Genomic DNA, 18,749 nt, shown 5'->3' with positions numbered 1-18,749 from the left:
GAAAAGCAGAATTATACCTTAAAACACACCAACTGAGCAAAAATTAAACTCAAATAAGGTCATTCCTGGTTAATAATATTCATGGCTTGAATTAATAATTGCAATCGAGATCTCCCCATAAAAAAATTAATATCCAGTTTGTAGGCTGCGTGTACGTATTTGATACGATGATTAGGCCAGGACTTCAAATCGACATTAAAGGCAATTGCATCCACCTGAACCCCGCCTTTTGAAACCGCGAGCGTCATTTTTAGATGATTTTTACCAACAAGGCGCTGATCCAGAATTTCAAACACATTATCAAAAACTGGCTCGGCAAACTGTTGCCCCCATGGCCCTGCCTGTTGAATTAACTGAGCTGTTTCCAAATTAAATTCTTCTGGCTGTAATGGTCCATCAGTTAATAACACACCTTCACATTGGGACAGTTCCAGATGCTTGTTCACTTCGGTTACTAATGCCTCGCGAAATGCGTCCAGGCACTCGGGTCTGATACTGAGACCAGCAGCCATGGCATGTCCACCAAATTTGGTTATCAAACCGGGATGATCTTTATCAACTGCGGCCAACACATCTCTGATATTTAAATCAGGTACTGATCGAGCGGAACCCTTCAATTCAGCTTCACTTACTGAAGCAAAGGCTATGACTGGTCGATGATATCGCTCTTTCATACGCCCGGCTAAGATACCAATGACCCCCTGATGCCAAGTTTTATCAAAAAGGCACAATGCAATTGGTAAATGATTATTCTTATCAGGATTAATAGATAATTTATCCAAAGCAAGCATTGCCTGCTCTTTCATTTCAGTTTCTATGTGCTTTCGTTCCTGATTCAGTTCATCCAATTGTCTGCAATAATTTTTTGCCTGTTGAGGATCTGATGTAATTAAGCACTCTATTCCTAAAGCCATATCATCTAATCTACCGGCTGCATTCAATCGTGGCGCTATGGCAAAACCCAAATCAGATTCCCTTAACCTGGAACACTCTCTTCCTGAAATCTCAATTAAAGCCTTGATACCTTCCCTACATAGTCCTTGACGTATTCTGGCCATCCCCTGATTAACCATGATTCGATTATTTTGATCCAACCCAACCACATCAGCTACGGTTCCCAAGGCAACTAAATCCAGAAAAGAGGCCATGTTAGGTTCTTGAATATTCGATTCAGCAAACCAATGCGTGTTTTTTAAATGGCGTCGCAAAGCCAGCATGACATAAAATATTACCCCAACTCCCGCAATTGATTTACTGGGAAATGCACATCCGTCCTGATTAGGATTTACTATAGCAAAGGCATTGGGTACTGTTTCAGCAGGAAGATGATGATCAGTAATTAATACATCAATACCCAGTTTATTAGCCTGTTCCACTCCATCAAAACTGGCAATACCGTTATCCACGGTAATAATTAAATGGGGTTTCCATTTATTTGCCACGTCAACTATAGCGGGCGTTAAACCATAACCGAATTCAAACCGGTTAGGTACCAGGTATTCAACATATTGAGCGCCCATAGCCTTTAATGCCGTAATTGCCAAAGCAGTAGATGTAGCACCATCCGCATCAAAATCGCCAATAATAAGTATTCGCTGTTGTTCTCTAAGCGCTAGTTCCAGACGCGTACACGCCTCCGTGATCCCTTTTAGAGTGTTAAATGGAAGCAGCGTTTGTAATTGTTTGTCCAGTTGCGATTCATCACTAATCCCCCGACTCGCATAGATACGTTTTAATACATCAGGAACATTAGGTAGATTTAAGTTATGCGCAGGTATGAGGCGCTGTTTAATGAGCATGGGTCAGATTTCTCCAGATTCGAGTAAACCAATTGTAATTTTTATGAGCATAAGCAGAATTAAGCCAATACCAATGAGCTGAAATTGTACTTAGTTCCTGTTGATGTTTAGGATCAAGTATTTCAATATCATTAAGAAGGATAATCTGAAAATCCCGAAGCCGTACTGAAGGACTGTATAGAGTGACCTTATTCGAGCAGGCTTGAGCCATTGAGAAGAATGTTTCATCAGCACAAACAGGTATCGATTTTTTGGCGGCTAAAGTACCGCCATGCCAAGCCCAGACACCGTTCAATAAAGATGAGTTAGGCTGTGACGCAAAAAACATTTGGCATTCTGTAAAAAACTTTTGCCAATACATTGTGGAGTCCAGTTGCGCTAGTTCAGGCATTAGTGAGTGACTGAACAGGCAATAAACCGGTTTTGCATTTAAAAGAGGTTTATTTGCTGCATGCAACAACCACGTACTCGCATCATGATAATACAGAGTCAGACCATCAACATGAAGATAGTCGGATAGTAATTTAAACCAGGAGAGTGACTCTTGTTCACTCAACTGCAAATCACTCCCCGCAGCAATGATCATGGCATCATTATGAGATGCCTGCCAATGAATTGGACTCAGAACCACCCAGCTGCCTTCTAGATGATGTGTGATCCGAAGAAGATCAGCTAATGGCAGATTTAACCGGTCATAACCAAGACTAGCCAATAAATGAAGTGATACCTGTCGCATGGACGTTAATGGTGTAACGTCCATGGGCACTGAAGCACAGTCTGCATTAATAATAACATCCATTTTTATACGGCCTTAAGTAAACCATCTCGCTTGAATAATGCTTTCAGATTTCGTAAAGCCTGTCGGGTTCGATCTTTATTTTCTATTAATCCAAATCGTACAAAACCATCGCCCTGTTGACCAAAACCTATGCCTGGCGATACAGCAACATGGGCTTCTTTTAATAAATATTTACTGAACTCCAACGATCCCATAGACAGATAATGCGGGGGAATAGGCGCCCAAACAAACATTGTTGCCTTGGGTCTGGTCACATCCCATCCAATTTCATTCAGACCATCACAAAGCAGGTTCCGACGTTGTTCATATCGGTCTCTGATTTCTTTAACACAATCATCAGAGCCTTCCAATGCAGCAATTGCCGCAACTTGAATTGGTGTAAACGTACCGTAATCCAGATAAGATTTAATTCGAGTCAAGGCCGCAACCAATTCTTCATTTCCGCAGGCAAACCCCACACGCCAGCCTGGCATATTGTATGATTTGGACATTGAATAGGTTTCAATGGCTATGTCTATAGCTCCAGGAACTTGCAGGATTGACGGTGCTTTATAACCATCAAATGCAATATCCGCATAAGCCAGATCGTGAATAATCCATATACTATTTCGTTTAGCCAGATCAACCACTCGTTCAAAAAATGAATACTCAACACAATGAGTACTTGGATTGGCTGGAAAATTAATTACCAAGGCCTTTGGTTTTGGCCAGCTTTGATTAATCGCATCTTCAACAGCTTCAAGAAACTGCGTTTCATCAATTAAAGGAATTTGTTTTACGTTGGCGCCAGCAATAATAAATCCGTATGTATGAATAGGATAAGCAGGATCAGGTACTAATACTGTATCACCGGGACCACTGATTGCCAAAGCCAAATGCGCCAGCCCTTCTTTTGAGCCTATAGTAGCCAGAATTTGTGTTTCACTGTTTAAGTGAACGTCATAATTTCGAAGATACCATTGCGCCATGGCTCGTCTTAACCGGGGTATCCCCTTGGACATAGAGTACCTATGAGTATCGGGTCGTTGAGCCGCTTCAATCAGTTTGTTTACAATATGAGGCGGAGTTGGTTGATCAGGATTCCCCATGCCAAAATCGATAATATCCTCTCCACGCGCTCGCGCCTCTGTTTTTAATTGATTCAAAGTATTGAAAACATAAGGGGGCAAACGATTGATACGTGGAAATTGGCTCATAATTTTAACCTCTGTGATATACTGTAGGCACTATAACCTAATGAAATTTCTAAAACCATGAATATCAATCTAGAAGCAGCGGAACAGCATGCTATTCAGGCATACGGAGAGAATGCGATTCAGATCGATTCCATCATTTATGAAAATAGTTTAATTGTTTCACGAGAAGAAATCATTATAGATGTTGCAATAAAAAACATTCAGGAAATAAACGAACAATATTTGGGTCTATTGACTAAATTCAATCCTGAAATAATCATCATCGGTCATGAAAATACGGGTAAATTTCCCCCTCTATCAATAATAAGTGAGTTATCACGGCTTGGAATTGGTATCGAAGCGATGTCTATAGGCGCAGCATGTCGTACCTTCAATGTTTTATTAAGTGAGTTTCGTAAGGTAGTCGCGGGTTTTATTTTTAAATGAGTAACCATAATCCGAACTATAACAATGCAACGATTTAACTTGTTTATCTCAAGTTATCTCAAAAAATCTGGCTTAATCCAGAATTAGGTCAAACAAATAGCCCCCAGATTGGACGTTGAATTGACAACCACTCACGTAATGATTTAAAATTGCGCAAATTTTACAATCCGTCCGCAATATGTGTGTTCTGCAGGGATTTGATAACGTAACAAGGGATGATTACCGCATTTATTGTACTATACCTATGGAGTACAAATGACTGGCAAGAACGACTCTCAAAATTCGACACAATTGAATCCAATGGAGCAGAAGCTAATTATCCTAAGAATGCTTGATGACGCTAAAAGTTCGTCTACTCTTGAAATTCAAAGATTAATTGCACTAACCCAACATAAATTACAAGACAATAAAATTAAAACCATGAGCGAAATAGTCAAATTGACTAATTATTTGATAGCTCAAATTGAGAATGAGGATAAATCTGGGCCTACACTTGATTATTTAAGGAAAAAAGGCTTATACCGAATGCTGTACCGACACCCAAAAACACTGGGTCAACAAGTACCGGAGGATGATATACTTAAGACCCTCCTTCGTAATGGCTTTCTTGGCGTCGGTATTGCCACTGTGTTGATCCCGGTTTTCGTTACCATCATGATGCTTGGTGCCCCGCTTTGGCTTGTCGCGATTTCAAGCGGCTTATTTGTCGGTTCATCAGTGTATTTAAGCGGACTACTTTATGGTGTGGTCAATGATATTTTTGCTACTCATGCCAACTTACCTTATTTTCTTTTAGGTCATCAACCGCAACAGAAAAGTTTACTCCAGACTAATGACAAGTATGCCCAGGGTATCGCATGGGGGGTTGCAGCAACTTTTGGCCCCGTTGTTTTGGCAAGTATCTTATTTACTGTAGTGGCAACAATAACCGCGTTTTTTGTTCCACTGGCGACCTTTGTGATGCCAGTATTTATGATAGCTATTCCTTTAATCGCGGTTTGGGCTGAGTTTAATACGCGCAATAATACAAAAGAGCGCCTTAATGCTGGTTCTAACTTGTATCAAATTGAAGGATTGAACTTCATGTCTCCAACACCCAAAGAAAAAGGAGCATGGTGGGCAAACAGTGATCGCAATATGTTTGGTTTCACCAAAGTTCCCTTGATTGGATTAGGATGCCTTGCCGCTGTTGTGACGCTTAGCTCTGTAAGTATGTTCCTTCCGTCCGTTCTTTTTGCATCACCACTAATCGCAGTTCTCTTACCATCCGCTTTCGCAGTCGCCGCTACCATGACTCTGATAGGTTGTGGTTTGTACATGTATGCCAATCGTAATAACCACCTTGATGACCGATATAATCTTGAGTTTGATCGTGACGAGGTGATCTATGATTTATATTTGGATGAAGATTTAGATTATGCTCATGAGTTGTTAAATAGAAAAGATAACTATACAGCGTTATCTACTGAGCCCGAGTTAGTTGAGAAACAGAAAGAGGCTGATCGAAATAATTACACTATGATATTTCCTTTTAGAAAGGATAACGATTCAATACCGCCAATCCCAGTAGAACAGCCCAGAAACTCATTATAAATAACCGTCATCCTGAGTGAAACGAAGGATCTCCTGAATGTGGCAAGAATACAAATACAGTGCCACTCGCAGGGAGATCCTTCACTGCGTTCAGGATGACGAATCAATTCAGGATGACGAATAAATCCATGGTGACAAATAAATCCATGGTGGTGAATAAATCCATGATGCTGAATAATAGCCGTCATCCTGAGTGAAAGGAAGGATCTCCTGAATGTGGCAGCAAATCCCGCATTTAACAACCGGGAAGCACTTATTGTGACGCCCTACTCCTACAACTGACGCCTGGCCTCCAAAACATTAGGTATTTGCTCCAGCTTAGCCAATAGCCTTGATAAACTGTTTAACCCATCAATTTCCACTGTCAAAGTTATATAAGCCATGTTTTCGTGTTTATTTGTACTAGTTTGCAAAGAATAAACATGCGCTTTTTCGTTAGAGAGCAATGAGGTAACATCCTTCAATAATTCTGATCGATCAAAGGCTTTAATCAACACATCAACAACATAATTTTCACGAGTAGAAGTTCCCCAGCTCACTTGTAAGAATCTTTGTTTCTGCTTCTCGCTAGCATGAATAATATTAGGACAATCCTGACGATGAATGGAGACTCCACGTCCTATAGTAATATAACCAATAACCTCATCACCCGGCACCGGTTGACAGCATCGAGCCATAAAGGTCAGCAGATTACCAACACCTTCTATACGTAAATCACTTCCTGTTACTTCGGGCTTATGTTGCTGTTTGGCAAATTTAATAATATTGTGTTCCGAGGCCTCAGGAGGGGCTAATCGATTGACAATTTGCCCTATCTTAATATCGCCCCGACCAAGGCTGGCGTAGAGATCATCTGTTTTTTTATAATTGAGGGCAATTGCCACCTCATTAAGTTTATCTGATTTTATGCCAAGGGATTTCAATTCCTTATCTAACAACTCACGACCATCCAGCACATTGTCATCATAATCCTGCATTTTGAACCAGTGCAGTACTTTTGCTTTTGCTCTGGCTGTTTTTAAATAATTAAGATGAGGATTTATCCAGTCCCTTGAGGGTTTGATTTCCTTGCCGGTCAATACTTCGACTTTGTCACCAGTTTTCAGCTGATAAGTCAAAGGGACAATATGTCCATTGATTTTAGCACCTCGACATCGGTGACCCAAATCACTATGAACATGATATGCAAAATCCAATGGAGTTACTCCTTGCTGCAAATCAAGAACATCCCCGTCCGGAGTGAATACATAAACCCTGTCTTCAAGAAACTCAGTAGCAATATGTTCTGAAACCCCTTTGTTGGCAGCCATTTCCTGATGCCAAGCCAATACATCGCGAAGCCATTCAATTTTTCTCTCATGACTTTCTTTTTGTTGAACGCTGCCTTCTTTATATTTCCAATGTGCAGCAACCCCCATTTCAGCCAAATCATGCATGTGAAAGGTTCTGATTTGTACCTCAAAAACTCGACCTTCTGGTCCTTCAACCGCAGTATGCAGGGATTGATAACCGTTGGGTTTAGGATTGAAAATATAATCATCAAATTCGGCTGGAATTTGCTTCCACAAAGTATGTACCATTCCCAGAACTTCATAACATTGGGCTTCAGAATCGACTAAAACACGAACAGCCGTCGCATCATAAATCTCATCAAGAGATACGTTTTTCCTCTGCATTTTTTTATAGATGCTATGAATGTGTTTGGATCGCCCATAAACTGCGAAATGATGGGCGCCAGTAGCTTTAATTTGAGTATTCAGTTGTTCCACAATCATATTAACAAAATTATCTCTATCCAGCCGTTTGGCTTTAAGCCCCTTTGCTATGGCTTTATACTCATCAGGATGCAGATAGCGAAATGCCAGATCTTCCATTTCCCATTTTATGGCTCCTATACCCAACCGGTTGGCAAGGGGGGCGTAGATTTCCATGGCTTCTGTTGCAAGCTGTTTGCGTACAACTTCCGATAAATGACCCGCAGTTCGTAAAACACATAAACGCTCCGCGAGTTTAATCAGTACAACCCGTACATCATCAACCATGGCCAACAGCATTTTTCGAATATTATCGATCTGATTTTTATTTTGCGGGTATTTATTCAGGGCCTGAAAATTATTCATGGCGCCCATCTTTTCAATGCCCTTGACCAATTTTGCTATGTTATGGCCTAATTGCTCTTCAACATCGTCATTTGATAAATCAGAATAATGAACGTTTTCAAATATTATTGCCGCAGCAAGTGTTTCTTGATCTACTTCTAGATCTGCAAGTAAATCAGCCATAGACAGACCTTGCTGAAGACAAGACTGCCCTGTTTCTGTACCGTGATCCTGACCAGCAAGTTGACTTAAAGTACAGGCATTACGAATGAGTTCAAGATCTTCCAAATACCCTTTGGAACTAAGCTGATGCAGCCACATTTCAACGTCAATGCTTCCATCTGATAACAGTGGCGTAGTATCTTTTACTCTAACCATGAAATTTATCCTTTTTCAAACAAGGCTATAGATTCAACATGCGCAGTATGCGGAAACATGTCCATCACACCTGCTTTAATCAATACATAGCCTTTTTGATTTACAAGTACATCGGTATCTCTGGCTAATGTTACGGGATTACATGATACATAAACAATACGCTCGGGATTAATGGAATCAATCTGTTTTACTATTTCCAAAGCACCCGAACGAGGAGGATCAATCAGTATTTTGTTTACTGACTGGTGCGTCAGATTATTGACTTCCATGATATCGTCTAAATTTGCCGCATAAAATTCCACATTGGACAGGCCATTCGCCTTGGCATTCATATAAGCGCGATCAACCATGGTTTTACTGCCTTCAACACCAATAACCTTCGAACAGAATTTTGCCATAGGTAAGGAAAAATTACCTAACCCACAAAATAAGTCTAGCACTTTATCAGAACTTTTCAGATCCATAAGCTGTAATGCCAGGGTCACCATCTTTCTATTCAATTCCGCATTGACCTGAGTAAAATCGGTCGGATGAAATTGAAAACTAATGTCATATTCAGGCAATTGATAGGTTAAATACTCACTGGCCTGTTCTGGATAATAACAATATACAGTATCCGGACCACCGGGTTGCAGAAATATTTTATAATGATGGCGTTCCGCGAACTGTTGGATCTTCAGTTCGTCACTGGGGTTTAAGGGAGACAAATTGCGAAAAATCAATGCTATTTCAGTATCTCCAGCTGCAACTTCAATTTGAGCGATGGAATGTTTATCCTCCATTGAATCAATTAAATTCCTCAAAGGTATAATATCCGCATGCAGCTTGGCATGTAATACTGGGCATTGACTAATTTCAGTGATGTATCTCGGATTGTTACGCTCTCTGAACCCAACTAGCGCAGACTGTTTCTTTTCAACAAAACGAACACTCAGGCGTGCTTTATTTCTGTAATTCCAGTGAGTGCTGGTTAATGGAGGCAATATTGTTTGAGCACTGGTATGCCCAAATCGGGTTAATAAGTCCAATAACTGATCCTGTTTAAAATGAATTTGTTCTTGTTCGCTCATATGCTGTAAAGAACAGCCTCCACATAATTGATAATGAGGGCATTTAGGCTCAACACGTAAAGGAGATGGTTCAATAATTGAGATTAACCGTCCCTCATCAAAATCTTTTTTTACCCGCGTATATTGAAATTCAACTTGCTCGTCTGGCAGTGCACCAGGAATAAAAGTAGCCTTACCATCAATACGTGCTACCCCCTTTCCATCATGACTTAAATTAACAATGTGCGCTCTTTGAGGGGTGGGATCTGGCCTGGATTTAACTCTTTTCATGGAAATAATCTCATTTAATTATCACATTATACAAATATTGTGCTATTTATTAATATGCTGCATGGATGCAAAACATGAAATAAATGTTCATAAAGTTAACATCTTAATCAAGGGAATGCATAATGTTGAAGAATATCACACGAGCTTTACCTTTGTCATTGTTAGTTGCTGTACAGATTCATGCTAATAATGCCTCTAATAACATGTATTTAACACCTAAAACTCCTACACAGCTTATGGAACACTATGGGCCTGGCTTTGCCAGTCTGGAGCACAAAAATTTAGGAGACCTTGTGCGATTACAGTTCTCTTCAACAAATTCATCTGATGAGATAATAAAGTTAACCCTGCCAAATGGGTTAAAGCTAAGTTATGGAGAAATTGTAATGTATGCGGGCGATATGTTTGGAGATCCGAACAAAACCATTTCCAGTTGTGCCGAAAAAGATAGACTTTCCTGTTTTCAGGCTCAATTTGAAGCCTTGGGAATCAAAGGAACATTAAAGGATAAGCGTTGTTCTAATCCAGTAAATCAGGCTGCTAATATTGGTAACTACATGAATGATATCGAAAAAAAGCTTGAATTATCTCGCCAGACAGGACAAAGTGATTGGGATTTTTATGATAAAGAAGATGTGGCCATTACCAAGAAACTAAATAAACTGACCTGCGGCGGATCTGTTATTAGTTCATTCATTCCATTTGGTACCTATATCAAACTGGCGGAGGTCAATTATGATCATTTTGCACCTGATTCCTTAATTGCCTATAAAACAGGCCACAGATATGCATTGGAAACTGCGTTGAAAGGATTTGCAAAAAAAGAAGCCGGACAACCGGAGGAGGCTGAGCAATTACTCGCTCTGGCCTATGCACAAAATGCATTTGCCAATCATTACCTCACCGACTCGTTCTCTGCAGGTCATATGAGAACACCACGACGCGCAATATCCGACAAAATCCACTTACCGGCATCATTAAATCTTCTCATTGCCAACTTGATGCATAATGAGGACAACCTGCATGGTTTAAACGTGGTGAATGCTGAAGGTACTAGTTGGATAGCTTATGGTGATGCGAATTTATACAAGCCGGAAGCTGAATTGCAAAGAGCGGTACTTCTTGATGCCATGCAACGATCAGCCGATGGCGTTTATACTACGTTTATGACGGGAGTAATACCCGACAATTATCCAGAAATGAGCTTATTTCCAGACTATGCTTCAATTGACCAGTTAAATCAAACCGCACCACTGTTTAAAGTAGAGAATGGAGAGCTTTTAAAACGTGTTAAAAATAATGATTATTATGATCACCATTGGACAAAGTACTGGAGCGGTTTCTTTACCCTATTGGAGTTTCAAATTAACCATTAAATTTCAAATTAAGTCATATAGAACGCAGTGAGCGATCTCCTGAAACGGGCATGATGCCTGCTCTTGGAGCTCCTTCTCTGCGTTCAGGATGATGAAATTTCAGATACAATTTAAAGAGTCCTTTTACCTCAAACATGAAGATTTGCTTAAGTACTGTCTTATTGTGTTACGTGACCCGCTTTAAATCCACTGCAAGTGGATAATGATCCGAATCACCAGCATAATAAACTTGTGCATTGGTCTCAACAAAGGAGTGATCGTAAAATATATGATCTAATTGTTGTTGTACCGTAAACAGACCAAAACTCCACCGCCATGTACTTTTCTTCCTTCCCTGTTTAAATTGTACATCAGTAAATCCATGCTGATTGAGAAACTGGGTAACTAATCCATGATCACCCTCATTAAAATCACCTGCAATCACAGTAGGTACACTGGGACGGATGAATTGATAATAAAACTCCATTTCCTGCTCCCTGATACCAGGAGTTGAAAAGTACGCACTCAAATTAAAATTCAAGTTGTCCTTACTGATTAATGGGGGCGTTAAATGGAGGTTTGCAATTTGCAACAGTCCATAAGGACTAGCAACATCAAAGATCCAACCCGGATGCCAGCCTATGGCCGAATGAGTGTATTCTTGATTACTTACAGGGTACTTGGTCAATACAGCAAGCCCGCCACCATCATCTTTGGGTTTAAATAATTGATAGGGATAAAGTTCAGACAGGTATTCTTGAAAATAATTTTGCCAAAAAGACGTTGCTTCCTGCAATAAAACAATGTCCCCATCAAGTAGTTTTATTGCATCTGCCGTTTTCTGAGGAGAAGTAATCGGCCAGGTACTTTCACCCCAGTTAATATTATAAGTTACAATTCGCAGGTTATTTTTATTTTTTTTATAAACACGGTCATTACCCATAAATTTTGCAGAACATGAGGGCAAAATTAGAAGAATGATAAAAATGCGAAACCATTTTACCCAATAGACCATTCTTTATCCTTAATTTTTATTTCCCGCTGCATCTCAAATTTCTAAAAACATTAGAACATGTGGACGTAATAAAAATCAATTCTCAACAATCCCGGGTAACGCTTCAACCTGTGTAGATTCATGGCATTTAAGCACCGCCCAATGCAACAAAGTGACTATTTTATTAATATGCACAATAAGATCATTTTTTTGTTTTGCGCTTCCAAGATTATTGAACGCACATTTTCTATATTAATTTCCTGAATTGCACGAAGCAGATTATCAATGACAGGATTATTATAAAAAAACATGATAGTTCAAAAGTTATTCCAATAGGTTCATTAATACAAAGTAACATAATAAATTTTATTGCAATCCACTCATATTAAAACTCTTACAAACCAACAACGTAAACCCAATTAATTATTTAATAATAGTTCTTATTATTGATTTAATAATTCACTCATAAGATACTCAAACGGGGTCCAATCAAAATAAAATACTCAATTATTATCTGGGAAGATAATTAATACAGGGGAAGAGCATGTCCATTAAAATAATAAAAGGATTTTGGTTATTAACACTTTGTTCGTTTCTATCGTCATACATTACTTCAGCAGTTGCATGTACCCGCGTTCTTGTTGCGGATAAAAATAATGCAGTTATGGTAGGTCGTAGCATGGACTGGAATGAGGACATGGGTACTAATTTGATAGTTTACCCCAAAAATGTCAGTCGTTCCGGACGTGATCCAGAAAGTAGTAGCGAAAACAACTGGATGTCATGGAGTTCCAAATATGGAAGTATCGTCGCTACTGGATATGAAGATTTCACTACAGATGGGTTTAATGAAATGGGGCTTGCTGCTCATGTTCTTTGGCTGGAGGAAACCGATTACGGTATTCGTGATCAGTCAAAACCCGGTTTATCGATTACCCAATGGTTGCAATACTATCTTGATAACTTTAAAAGTGTAGAAGATGCAGTTCAATTTACCCAATCGAATCCAATGCAGATAACCCCATACTTTCATCCAACTACGAAACAGTGGGGAAAATTACATCTGGTTCTGGATGATGCTTCAGGTGATTCCGCGATTTTCGAGTCTATCAATGGGATAATACACATCTATCATGATCGGGCTAATACTACAGTAACCAATGATCCATCTTATGAAAAACAGTTGTATAATTTAACTCAATACAAAGTATTTGGTGGAACCAAGCCTCTACCTGGTACTACAAGTTCCAAGCATCGATTTGTTCGCGCACACTTCTATTCCCAAGCCTTACCGGAGTACACCTCAACCAGAAAAGAATTGGCTGGGATATTGGGTATACTTAATAATGTGGCTTATCCTTACTCTACTAAAAATACATCCGTAACCATTTGGCGTGTGGTTTCAGACTTAACTAACAAAATTTATTACTTCCAATCCTCTGAAAACCAAAATTTAATCTCTGTGCGTTTGGATCAATTTGATCTGAACCAAAACACAATTAAAAAACTGGATTTGGTCAATCATCCAGAATATGCAGGTGATATGTCAGATAAATTTCAGGTCATTGGCTGATTATAAATCAATTGAACATTTAACAGCTTCCGGTTCAGTTATATATAACATCCCTATTGTTCAATCATTTTCGAACTGTTCAATAGTTGCTGTAACTGACAAATTATAGCAACTATTCTAAAATTATATAAATTACTTAAGATAGAAATCATTTATGACGTTAAATATAAACCAACTCAGAAATGACACACCAGGATGTCAGAATGTTCTTCATTTTAATAATGCCGGGGCGTCTCTACCGACCTTATCGGTAATGGAAGCCGTTAAAAAACATCTCGATCTTGAAGCAAACATAGGTGGTTATGAAGCCGCTCATTTAGCAGAGCCTGAAATCAATAATTTTTATAAAAGCGCTGCTCAATTAATTAATTGCAGTACTGATGAAATTGCCTTTATGGAAAATGCGACGCGGGCCTGGGATATGGCGTTTTATAGCCTGCGTTTAAAAAAAGGAGACCGGATTCTGACGGCCGTTTGTGAATACGCCAGCAATTATATTGCTTTATTGCATAAAGCCCAAACCACAGGGGTAATTATCGATGTGATACCCAATGATGATATGGGTCAATTAGACGTTACTCAATTGGAATCCAAAATAGACGATAAAGTGAAACTTATTGCAATAACCCATGTTCCTACTAACGGTGGATTGATTAATCCCGCTGAACTTATTGGAACTATTGCCAGGAAATACAACATACCGTATCTGCTTGACACAACCCAATCCATTGGTCAAATGCCCATTGATGTAAAAACTCTAGGTTGCGACTTTCTTTGCGCCACCGGACGAAAATATTTAAGAGGCCCAAGGGGAACTGGCTTTCTATATGCTGGAACCCAGATTATTGATCGCTGTGATCCGCCCTTTCTGGATTTACATTCAGCAAAATGGCTTAATAATAACTCATACGAAATCCTCAAAAATGCGCAAAGATTTGAAACCTGGGAACAATACATCGCGGGAAAAATAGGACTCACTGCTGCAATTGATTATGCTTTAAATCTGGATATTAACCTTTGCTGGCAGCGAATTTTAGATTTAGCCGCTTTATTAAGATCGAAGCTAGCCTCCATCCCGGGTATTCAACTGCATGATTTAGGATCTCATCAATGCGGCATAGTTACCTTTACCCATAGTACAAAATCAGCGCAGGAAGTGCAGAATTATTTGTCATCCCTCAAAATCAATACCTCTGTTTCATTATTGGAATATACCCGCCTGGATATGGCAGGGAGAAATTTATCCGCTCTCCTTCGTGCATCAGTGCATTATTATAATACTGAAGAAGAAATAGAGCGGTTTAGTGAAGAAATAGAGCGTTTAAAATAATCAGACCATAAAAAAACCAAGCTTAATTTTTAGCCCCAATTTATTCAATTTTGATTTGATTATAATAATGCGGCAGTGTTTCCGCTATCAAAGAATCAATCTCACGTGCATAGGGAATATTGTCCGCGGCTGTTCTTGGATACACTCTGTCGTTTACCCAATAACCCGACCAATTTGTCGTTTTTGTAATGCATTCTTTTGCAAAATGTTGAAGATGATATTTATTTTCAAGCTCAAAGCACCCGGATAAGAAGATATCAATATAAGATTGAACCAACGGGTACTTTGAAGAAGGCAAAGCGTCCCTGGCTAATGTTGTGTAGATCCAATACTGCCCCTGAGGTAGTTCATCACTGATAAGCGACTGGATTGAATTCCTTGGTACACTCACCCTGCAATAACTGTCCTCTCTTGCATCATATTTCAGAAGATCCTTTGGATTGTTTAATTGAAAAATTACCGCATTTATTCTAGCTCCGGGTTTTGACTTGACTCCTAAATAAGTAGTACCAAACCGAGTATCACCGCTATGCTCTATCCATCCTCGCTCAAACCCTGCAAGATAAACAGGGGTATTCTCTCCTACTTCAGCCCCTTCATCCTGCTTTGAATGCTCCTGCATTAATGAGCCGTAACCAATGATATATTGTGGCGAAGCAAAATCCGGATCAGGTCGACAATCAGTTTCATCAGGATTTTTTTGAGCCTGAATAGGAAACATGAACGAAATAAACAACAGGCCAACAATCAATTTTATATAGTTCAAATCTTTACTCCATGTTAAAGAGAGTTACAAAAATACAAGTTCAACACCAATAATGTATAAAATCATAACAAAGCCTCTCACAAAGACACAAGTTACTGATATAATTAAAACATTCATTCCTGCAAAACAGAATGTCAATTCATCAATAAAACAAAAGAGAGACAGGATTTGCCAAATCACGATAATGAGTTATTTCAGCTGGACCAATTCCCCTTATTTGATAAAGAACTGGCTATTAAAAATTGCGGTAACGAATCCATATTACTCGAGTTATTAACTTTAATGACCTCAAAACAAATTCCCGATGATTTAAACCGTATTAAAACTGCATTTGAACATCAGGATTATCCTTTAGTAGAACGAATAGCACATAAAATTAAGAGTGGTGCAATGTATCTGGGAACCACACGTATGAAATTTGCCTGCCAATATGTTGAGAGGTATTGGAAATCAGGGGAACGTGAATTATTCAATCAACTATACACACAAGCAGTCCAGGTGATTGAAGAGACCAGTCAATACATTTCTGATTGGCTAAATAGACAGATACCTCAATAAACTCACTATTCTTGAACACCTATCAATGCTGAACAATTTAAAGTGTACAACTCAACACCACAGCTACTCTCATAAAATCATCATAGAGGCATGCGGGTAATCCTCTCCGCACAATCAGCACTAACAATTTCAGGTTCAATAGCCTTCTCTTCAGGCTGGAAAAACCAATCACTTAAATTTCTTTTATTTAACTCTCCAAAACTTATACAGCGTTGCCTGGGAGCGCGGCTATCACTCAATAAATCAACTCGTCCATCAATAAGGATGGTCTCGATATCAGTGGAAAAAGATTGAATCGTCTCAAGAAATAAATCGCGATCTTTTTTATCATCTATCCACTCAGCAATATTGCTGAGATATACAGTATCAATTTGTATCGTATTAAAATGAAGTATCTGTACAATATGGCGAAATACGTCAGAAGAGCAAATATTTTCTGTAATTAATGCGATTTTATCCATTAACGCCAGTTTTTTAATATATTCATAGCGCTCATCGGTATAAAGCCAACTGGTCTCTCTATATAGTTCCAGATCAACCTCCTCGATAACTGAATAATGATCAGTGTATGGATATTCATCAACAACATTGAAACAGAATTTAATGCTCAAGGGGCTGACAACCCCCATCCATGGGTCTCTATCTTGATTAGATCGCAAGCCAATATAATTGTGTTTTTTAACAAATTTGGTGAATTCCTCTATAAATTGAAATCTATCACTGCAAGCACAAACATATTTTAATGCTGTAGATAGAAAAAGGGCATTTTCTGGATTTAAATCGCAAATCAAGGCAATTGAAGACCTTCTTTGGGCCATAATATCAAAATTATGCCAACCAGAAAAACCAATATGACACCCTTGTTTAATCTTAGGAAACTTAGCTAGAGCAACTGCGGTATCCATAACCCCACTTTCATTTGTATTAATATAAACACCCGACATATTTAAATCAGGAACAATAATCCTGGTATTATCAAAACGACGCAATCGCTTACTAAGAGGAGCCTGTACTGTATACTTAATTTCAGGTCGAGGGACAGGTATCAAATGATTTAAACTTTCTTTTAACAACCGTTCAATGCGAGCTACGGACATAAGAAAATACTCCTCTAAGCTAATACAAAGCGAACCTTATTAATTTTTCTGCGATTATAAACGCAGGATATTAAGTGAATATTAACGAGTAGATAATACGTTAGGGTGTATTGCAACTATTGAAACCAGCCAGGACTTTGTACTTTATTCAAAATCCATCAAAGTATTCAGATTCGAAAATAATGTGTACTGTAAAGGAGTATTGAGAATAGATACGAATCAATTTATAAGAAGAATTGAAATATACGCCACTTTGTTTAACTAAGTTCAATTAGACAATGAATAAATGAAGGCTAGCCATCAGTACACAAATAAATGAAATAATGAGAAACAATCTTATTTGAAGGTATCTTTGTGCTTTTTGAACGCCATAATTAGCCATTATTCTTAGATGTGCTAATCTTTTTTTTGACATTTTATTAAAACCTTTTATTTTTAAAGGTCGCCCATTTTTTTTAAATCTGATTGGAGAATACTCTTTAAAATACAAAGATCCATAATCAACAAGAATTTGTTCTCCGGGCATGATATCCCTTGTTGCAAAATATACGATAAAGGATAAACCGTTGAAATAATAAATACTGCTTTTTGAATTGGCAAAAAGTCGATCTGAAGTACCAGCAGATACTGTATTATTATCAGTATTTGGCGCATGATTAATAAATCGTGTAATATTACCCATGCTTCTTGCATCCAGAATCATGTTCAAACTGTCCTCATCCGATTTGTATGCAAAATTGAAGCTCGATGGAAGATTGACTCGTTTCATCCCAGAATATATTCCCAGCACCTCCTCATTCCTTATGAGAGTTTTACTAAAGACACCAAATCCAATTATTGGATTGATATAGCGTAATTCAAATCTGGATAAATCTGCTGGATTTTCAAAAATTTCGAAGAATGGTTCTTCACTAGGATAAAATAAGTCCCCATTTACTGATTCAGGTAGCTCATCAATAGTAAATGTATCATTAATAATTAAATCTTCTGAGTACTCATATGTGCCTCTTAGTAATGTGCTGACAATACTATTGAGTTGATTGATAGAAATGAACTCCGTGGCTGATTTAGTTCCATCAACAGAAAAATACAATCCCTCAGGCAGCTTTTTGTAATCATAGTTCATGGATTGATTTATTTTAAACACACAAAGTTTGGGATTATCTACGTGCAATAGTGTTTTATAAACAAAAATAGCTGAATAGAATAATTCTCTGATGTTATTGTACTCATAATGAAAAACATAATTAGATGATGGTGTAAAAGGTTCTGATAATAAGGGATGAACAAAATCCACCTGCTTCATAAATTGGAACAGAGGCATTTCTCGTTTATCAGAAAAAAAACATACTCCTGTATTCAGGTTAATTGTCACCTTATCATCTTTAGAATCAAGATTATTATTAGTAAGAGTAATAGTAACCAATTTTTCTCCCTGATTATTGC

At 38.4% G+C, this 18,749-nt stretch carries 16 protein-coding genes; 6 read left to right on the top strand and 10 right to left on the bottom strand.

The features are described from left to right. Positions 1-59: 59 nt before the first annotated feature. The 3 genes from recJ to alaC are packed head-to-tail and all read right to left on the bottom strand — an operon-like array spanning position 60 to position 3,794. Positions 60-1,799, bottom strand: coding sequence for a single-stranded-DNA-specific exonuclease RecJ (gene recJ, locus Lqua_RS05290; RefSeq protein WP_058473244.1), 1,740 nt, complete (start codon positions 1,797-1,799; stop codon positions 60-62). Then, positions 1,789-2,598, bottom strand: coding sequence for a hypothetical protein (locus Lqua_RS05285; RefSeq protein WP_058473243.1), 810 nt, complete (start codon positions 2,596-2,598; stop codon positions 1,789-1,791). The genes recJ and Lqua_RS05285 overlap by 11 nt, the downstream gene beginning before the upstream one ends. Before the next feature lie 2 nt (positions 2,599-2,600). Beyond that, positions 2,601-3,794 carry an alanine transaminase gene (gene alaC, locus Lqua_RS05280; protein WP_058473242.1) on the bottom strand — a complete coding sequence of 398 codons (1,194 nt, stop codon included), beginning with the start codon at positions 3,792-3,794 and terminating at the stop codon, positions 2,601-2,603. A gap of 57 nt (positions 3,795-3,851) precedes the next feature. Between alaC and Lqua_RS05275 the strand changes: the two genes are divergently transcribed. Next, positions 3,852-4,220, top strand: a complete 369-nt coding sequence (locus tag Lqua_RS05275; RefSeq protein WP_058473241.1) for an Mth938-like domain-containing protein — start codon at positions 3,852-3,854, stop codon at positions 4,218-4,220. Between the two features lie 255 nt (positions 4,221-4,475). Continuing rightward, on the top strand, positions 4,476-5,813 hold the full coding sequence (locus tag Lqua_RS05270) for a hypothetical protein (protein WP_058473240.1): 1,338 nt from the start codon (positions 4,476-4,478) through the stop codon (positions 5,811-5,813). Positions 5,814-6,085: 272 nt separating this feature from the next. On the opposite strand, the gene relA is transcribed toward Lqua_RS05270, so the two are convergent. Together relA and rlmD are read right to left on the bottom strand one after the other, a co-directional pair. Beyond that, complete coding sequence (gene relA / locus Lqua_RS05265; protein WP_058473239.1) at positions 6,086-8,290, bottom strand: GTP diphosphokinase; 2,205 nt, start codon at positions 8,288-8,290, stop codon at positions 6,086-6,088. Between the two features lie 5 nt (positions 8,291-8,295). Then, complete coding sequence (rlmD, locus tag Lqua_RS05260) at positions 8,296-9,630, bottom strand: 23S rRNA (uracil(1939)-C(5))-methyltransferase RlmD (protein WP_058473238.1); 1,335 nt, start codon at positions 9,628-9,630, stop codon at positions 8,296-8,298. Positions 9,631-9,752: 122 nt separating this feature from the next. Here rlmD and Lqua_RS05255 point away from each other — a divergent pair, with 122 nt between their 5' ends. Further along, complete coding sequence (locus Lqua_RS05255) at positions 9,753-11,006, top strand: hypothetical protein (protein ID WP_058473237.1); 1,254 nt, start codon at positions 9,753-9,755, stop codon at positions 11,004-11,006. 13 nt (positions 11,007-11,019) lie between these two features. On the opposite strand, the gene Lqua_RS18880 is transcribed toward Lqua_RS05255, so the two are convergent. Both Lqua_RS18880 and Lqua_RS05250 read right to left on the bottom strand, forming a co-directional pair. Continuing rightward, positions 11,020-11,142 (bottom strand): hypothetical protein, encoded by a 123-nt coding sequence (locus tag Lqua_RS18880; RefSeq protein WP_274519352.1) that lies wholly within the window; start codon positions 11,140-11,142, stop codon positions 11,020-11,022. Between the two features lie 30 nt (positions 11,143-11,172). Beyond that, a complete protein-coding gene (locus Lqua_RS05250) occupies positions 11,173-12,000 on the bottom strand; it encodes an endonuclease/exonuclease/phosphatase family protein (protein WP_058473236.1) in 828 nt (275 codons plus the stop codon). A 523-nt stretch (positions 12,001-12,523) separates the two neighbouring features. Between Lqua_RS05250 and Lqua_RS05245 the strand changes: the two genes are divergently transcribed. Next, entirely contained in the window at positions 12,524-13,552 is a 1,029-nt protein-coding gene (locus tag Lqua_RS05245) for a linear amide C-N hydrolase (RefSeq protein ID WP_058473235.1), read from the top strand. Positions 13,553-13,706: 154 nt separating this feature from the next. Next, positions 13,707-14,882, top strand: coding sequence for an aminotransferase class V-fold PLP-dependent enzyme (locus tag Lqua_RS05240; protein ID WP_058473234.1), 1,176 nt, complete (start codon positions 13,707-13,709; stop codon positions 14,880-14,882). Positions 14,883-14,922: 40 nt separating this feature from the next. Here the strand turns inward: Lqua_RS05240 and Lqua_RS05235 are convergent, their stop codons facing one another. Beyond that, positions 14,923-15,648, bottom strand: a complete 726-nt coding sequence (locus Lqua_RS05235; RefSeq protein ID WP_058473233.1) for a hypothetical protein — start codon at positions 15,646-15,648, stop codon at positions 14,923-14,925. 168 nt (positions 15,649-15,816) lie between these two features. Here Lqua_RS05235 and Lqua_RS05230 point away from each other — a divergent pair, with 168 nt between their 5' ends. Then, positions 15,817-16,206 carry an Hpt domain-containing protein gene (locus tag Lqua_RS05230; RefSeq protein ID WP_058473232.1) on the top strand — a complete coding sequence of 130 codons (390 nt, stop codon included), beginning with the start codon at positions 15,817-15,819 and terminating at the stop codon, positions 16,204-16,206. Between the two features lie 80 nt (positions 16,207-16,286). On the opposite strand, the gene Lqua_RS05225 is transcribed toward Lqua_RS05230, so the two are convergent. Both Lqua_RS05225 and Lqua_RS05220 read right to left on the bottom strand, forming a co-directional pair. Further along, on the bottom strand, positions 16,287-17,303 hold the full coding sequence (locus Lqua_RS05225) for an LIC_10091 family protein (protein WP_058473231.1): 1,017 nt from the start codon (positions 17,301-17,303) through the stop codon (positions 16,287-16,289). A 271-nt stretch (positions 17,304-17,574) separates the two neighbouring features. Continuing rightward, positions 17,575-18,729: an SET domain-containing protein-lysine N-methyltransferase gene (locus Lqua_RS05220; RefSeq protein ID WP_058473230.1), complete on the bottom strand. Its 1,155-nt coding sequence runs from the start codon at positions 18,727-18,729 to the stop codon at positions 17,575-17,577. Positions 18,730-18,749: the final 20 nt, after the last annotated feature.

This window comes from Legionella quateirensis (assembly GCF_001467955.1).
In the GTDB taxonomy this organism is placed as follows: Bacteria; Pseudomonadota; Gammaproteobacteria; order Legionellales; family Legionellaceae; genus Legionella; species Legionella quateirensis.
This window is presented reverse-complemented; position numbering and strand designations above follow the sequence as displayed.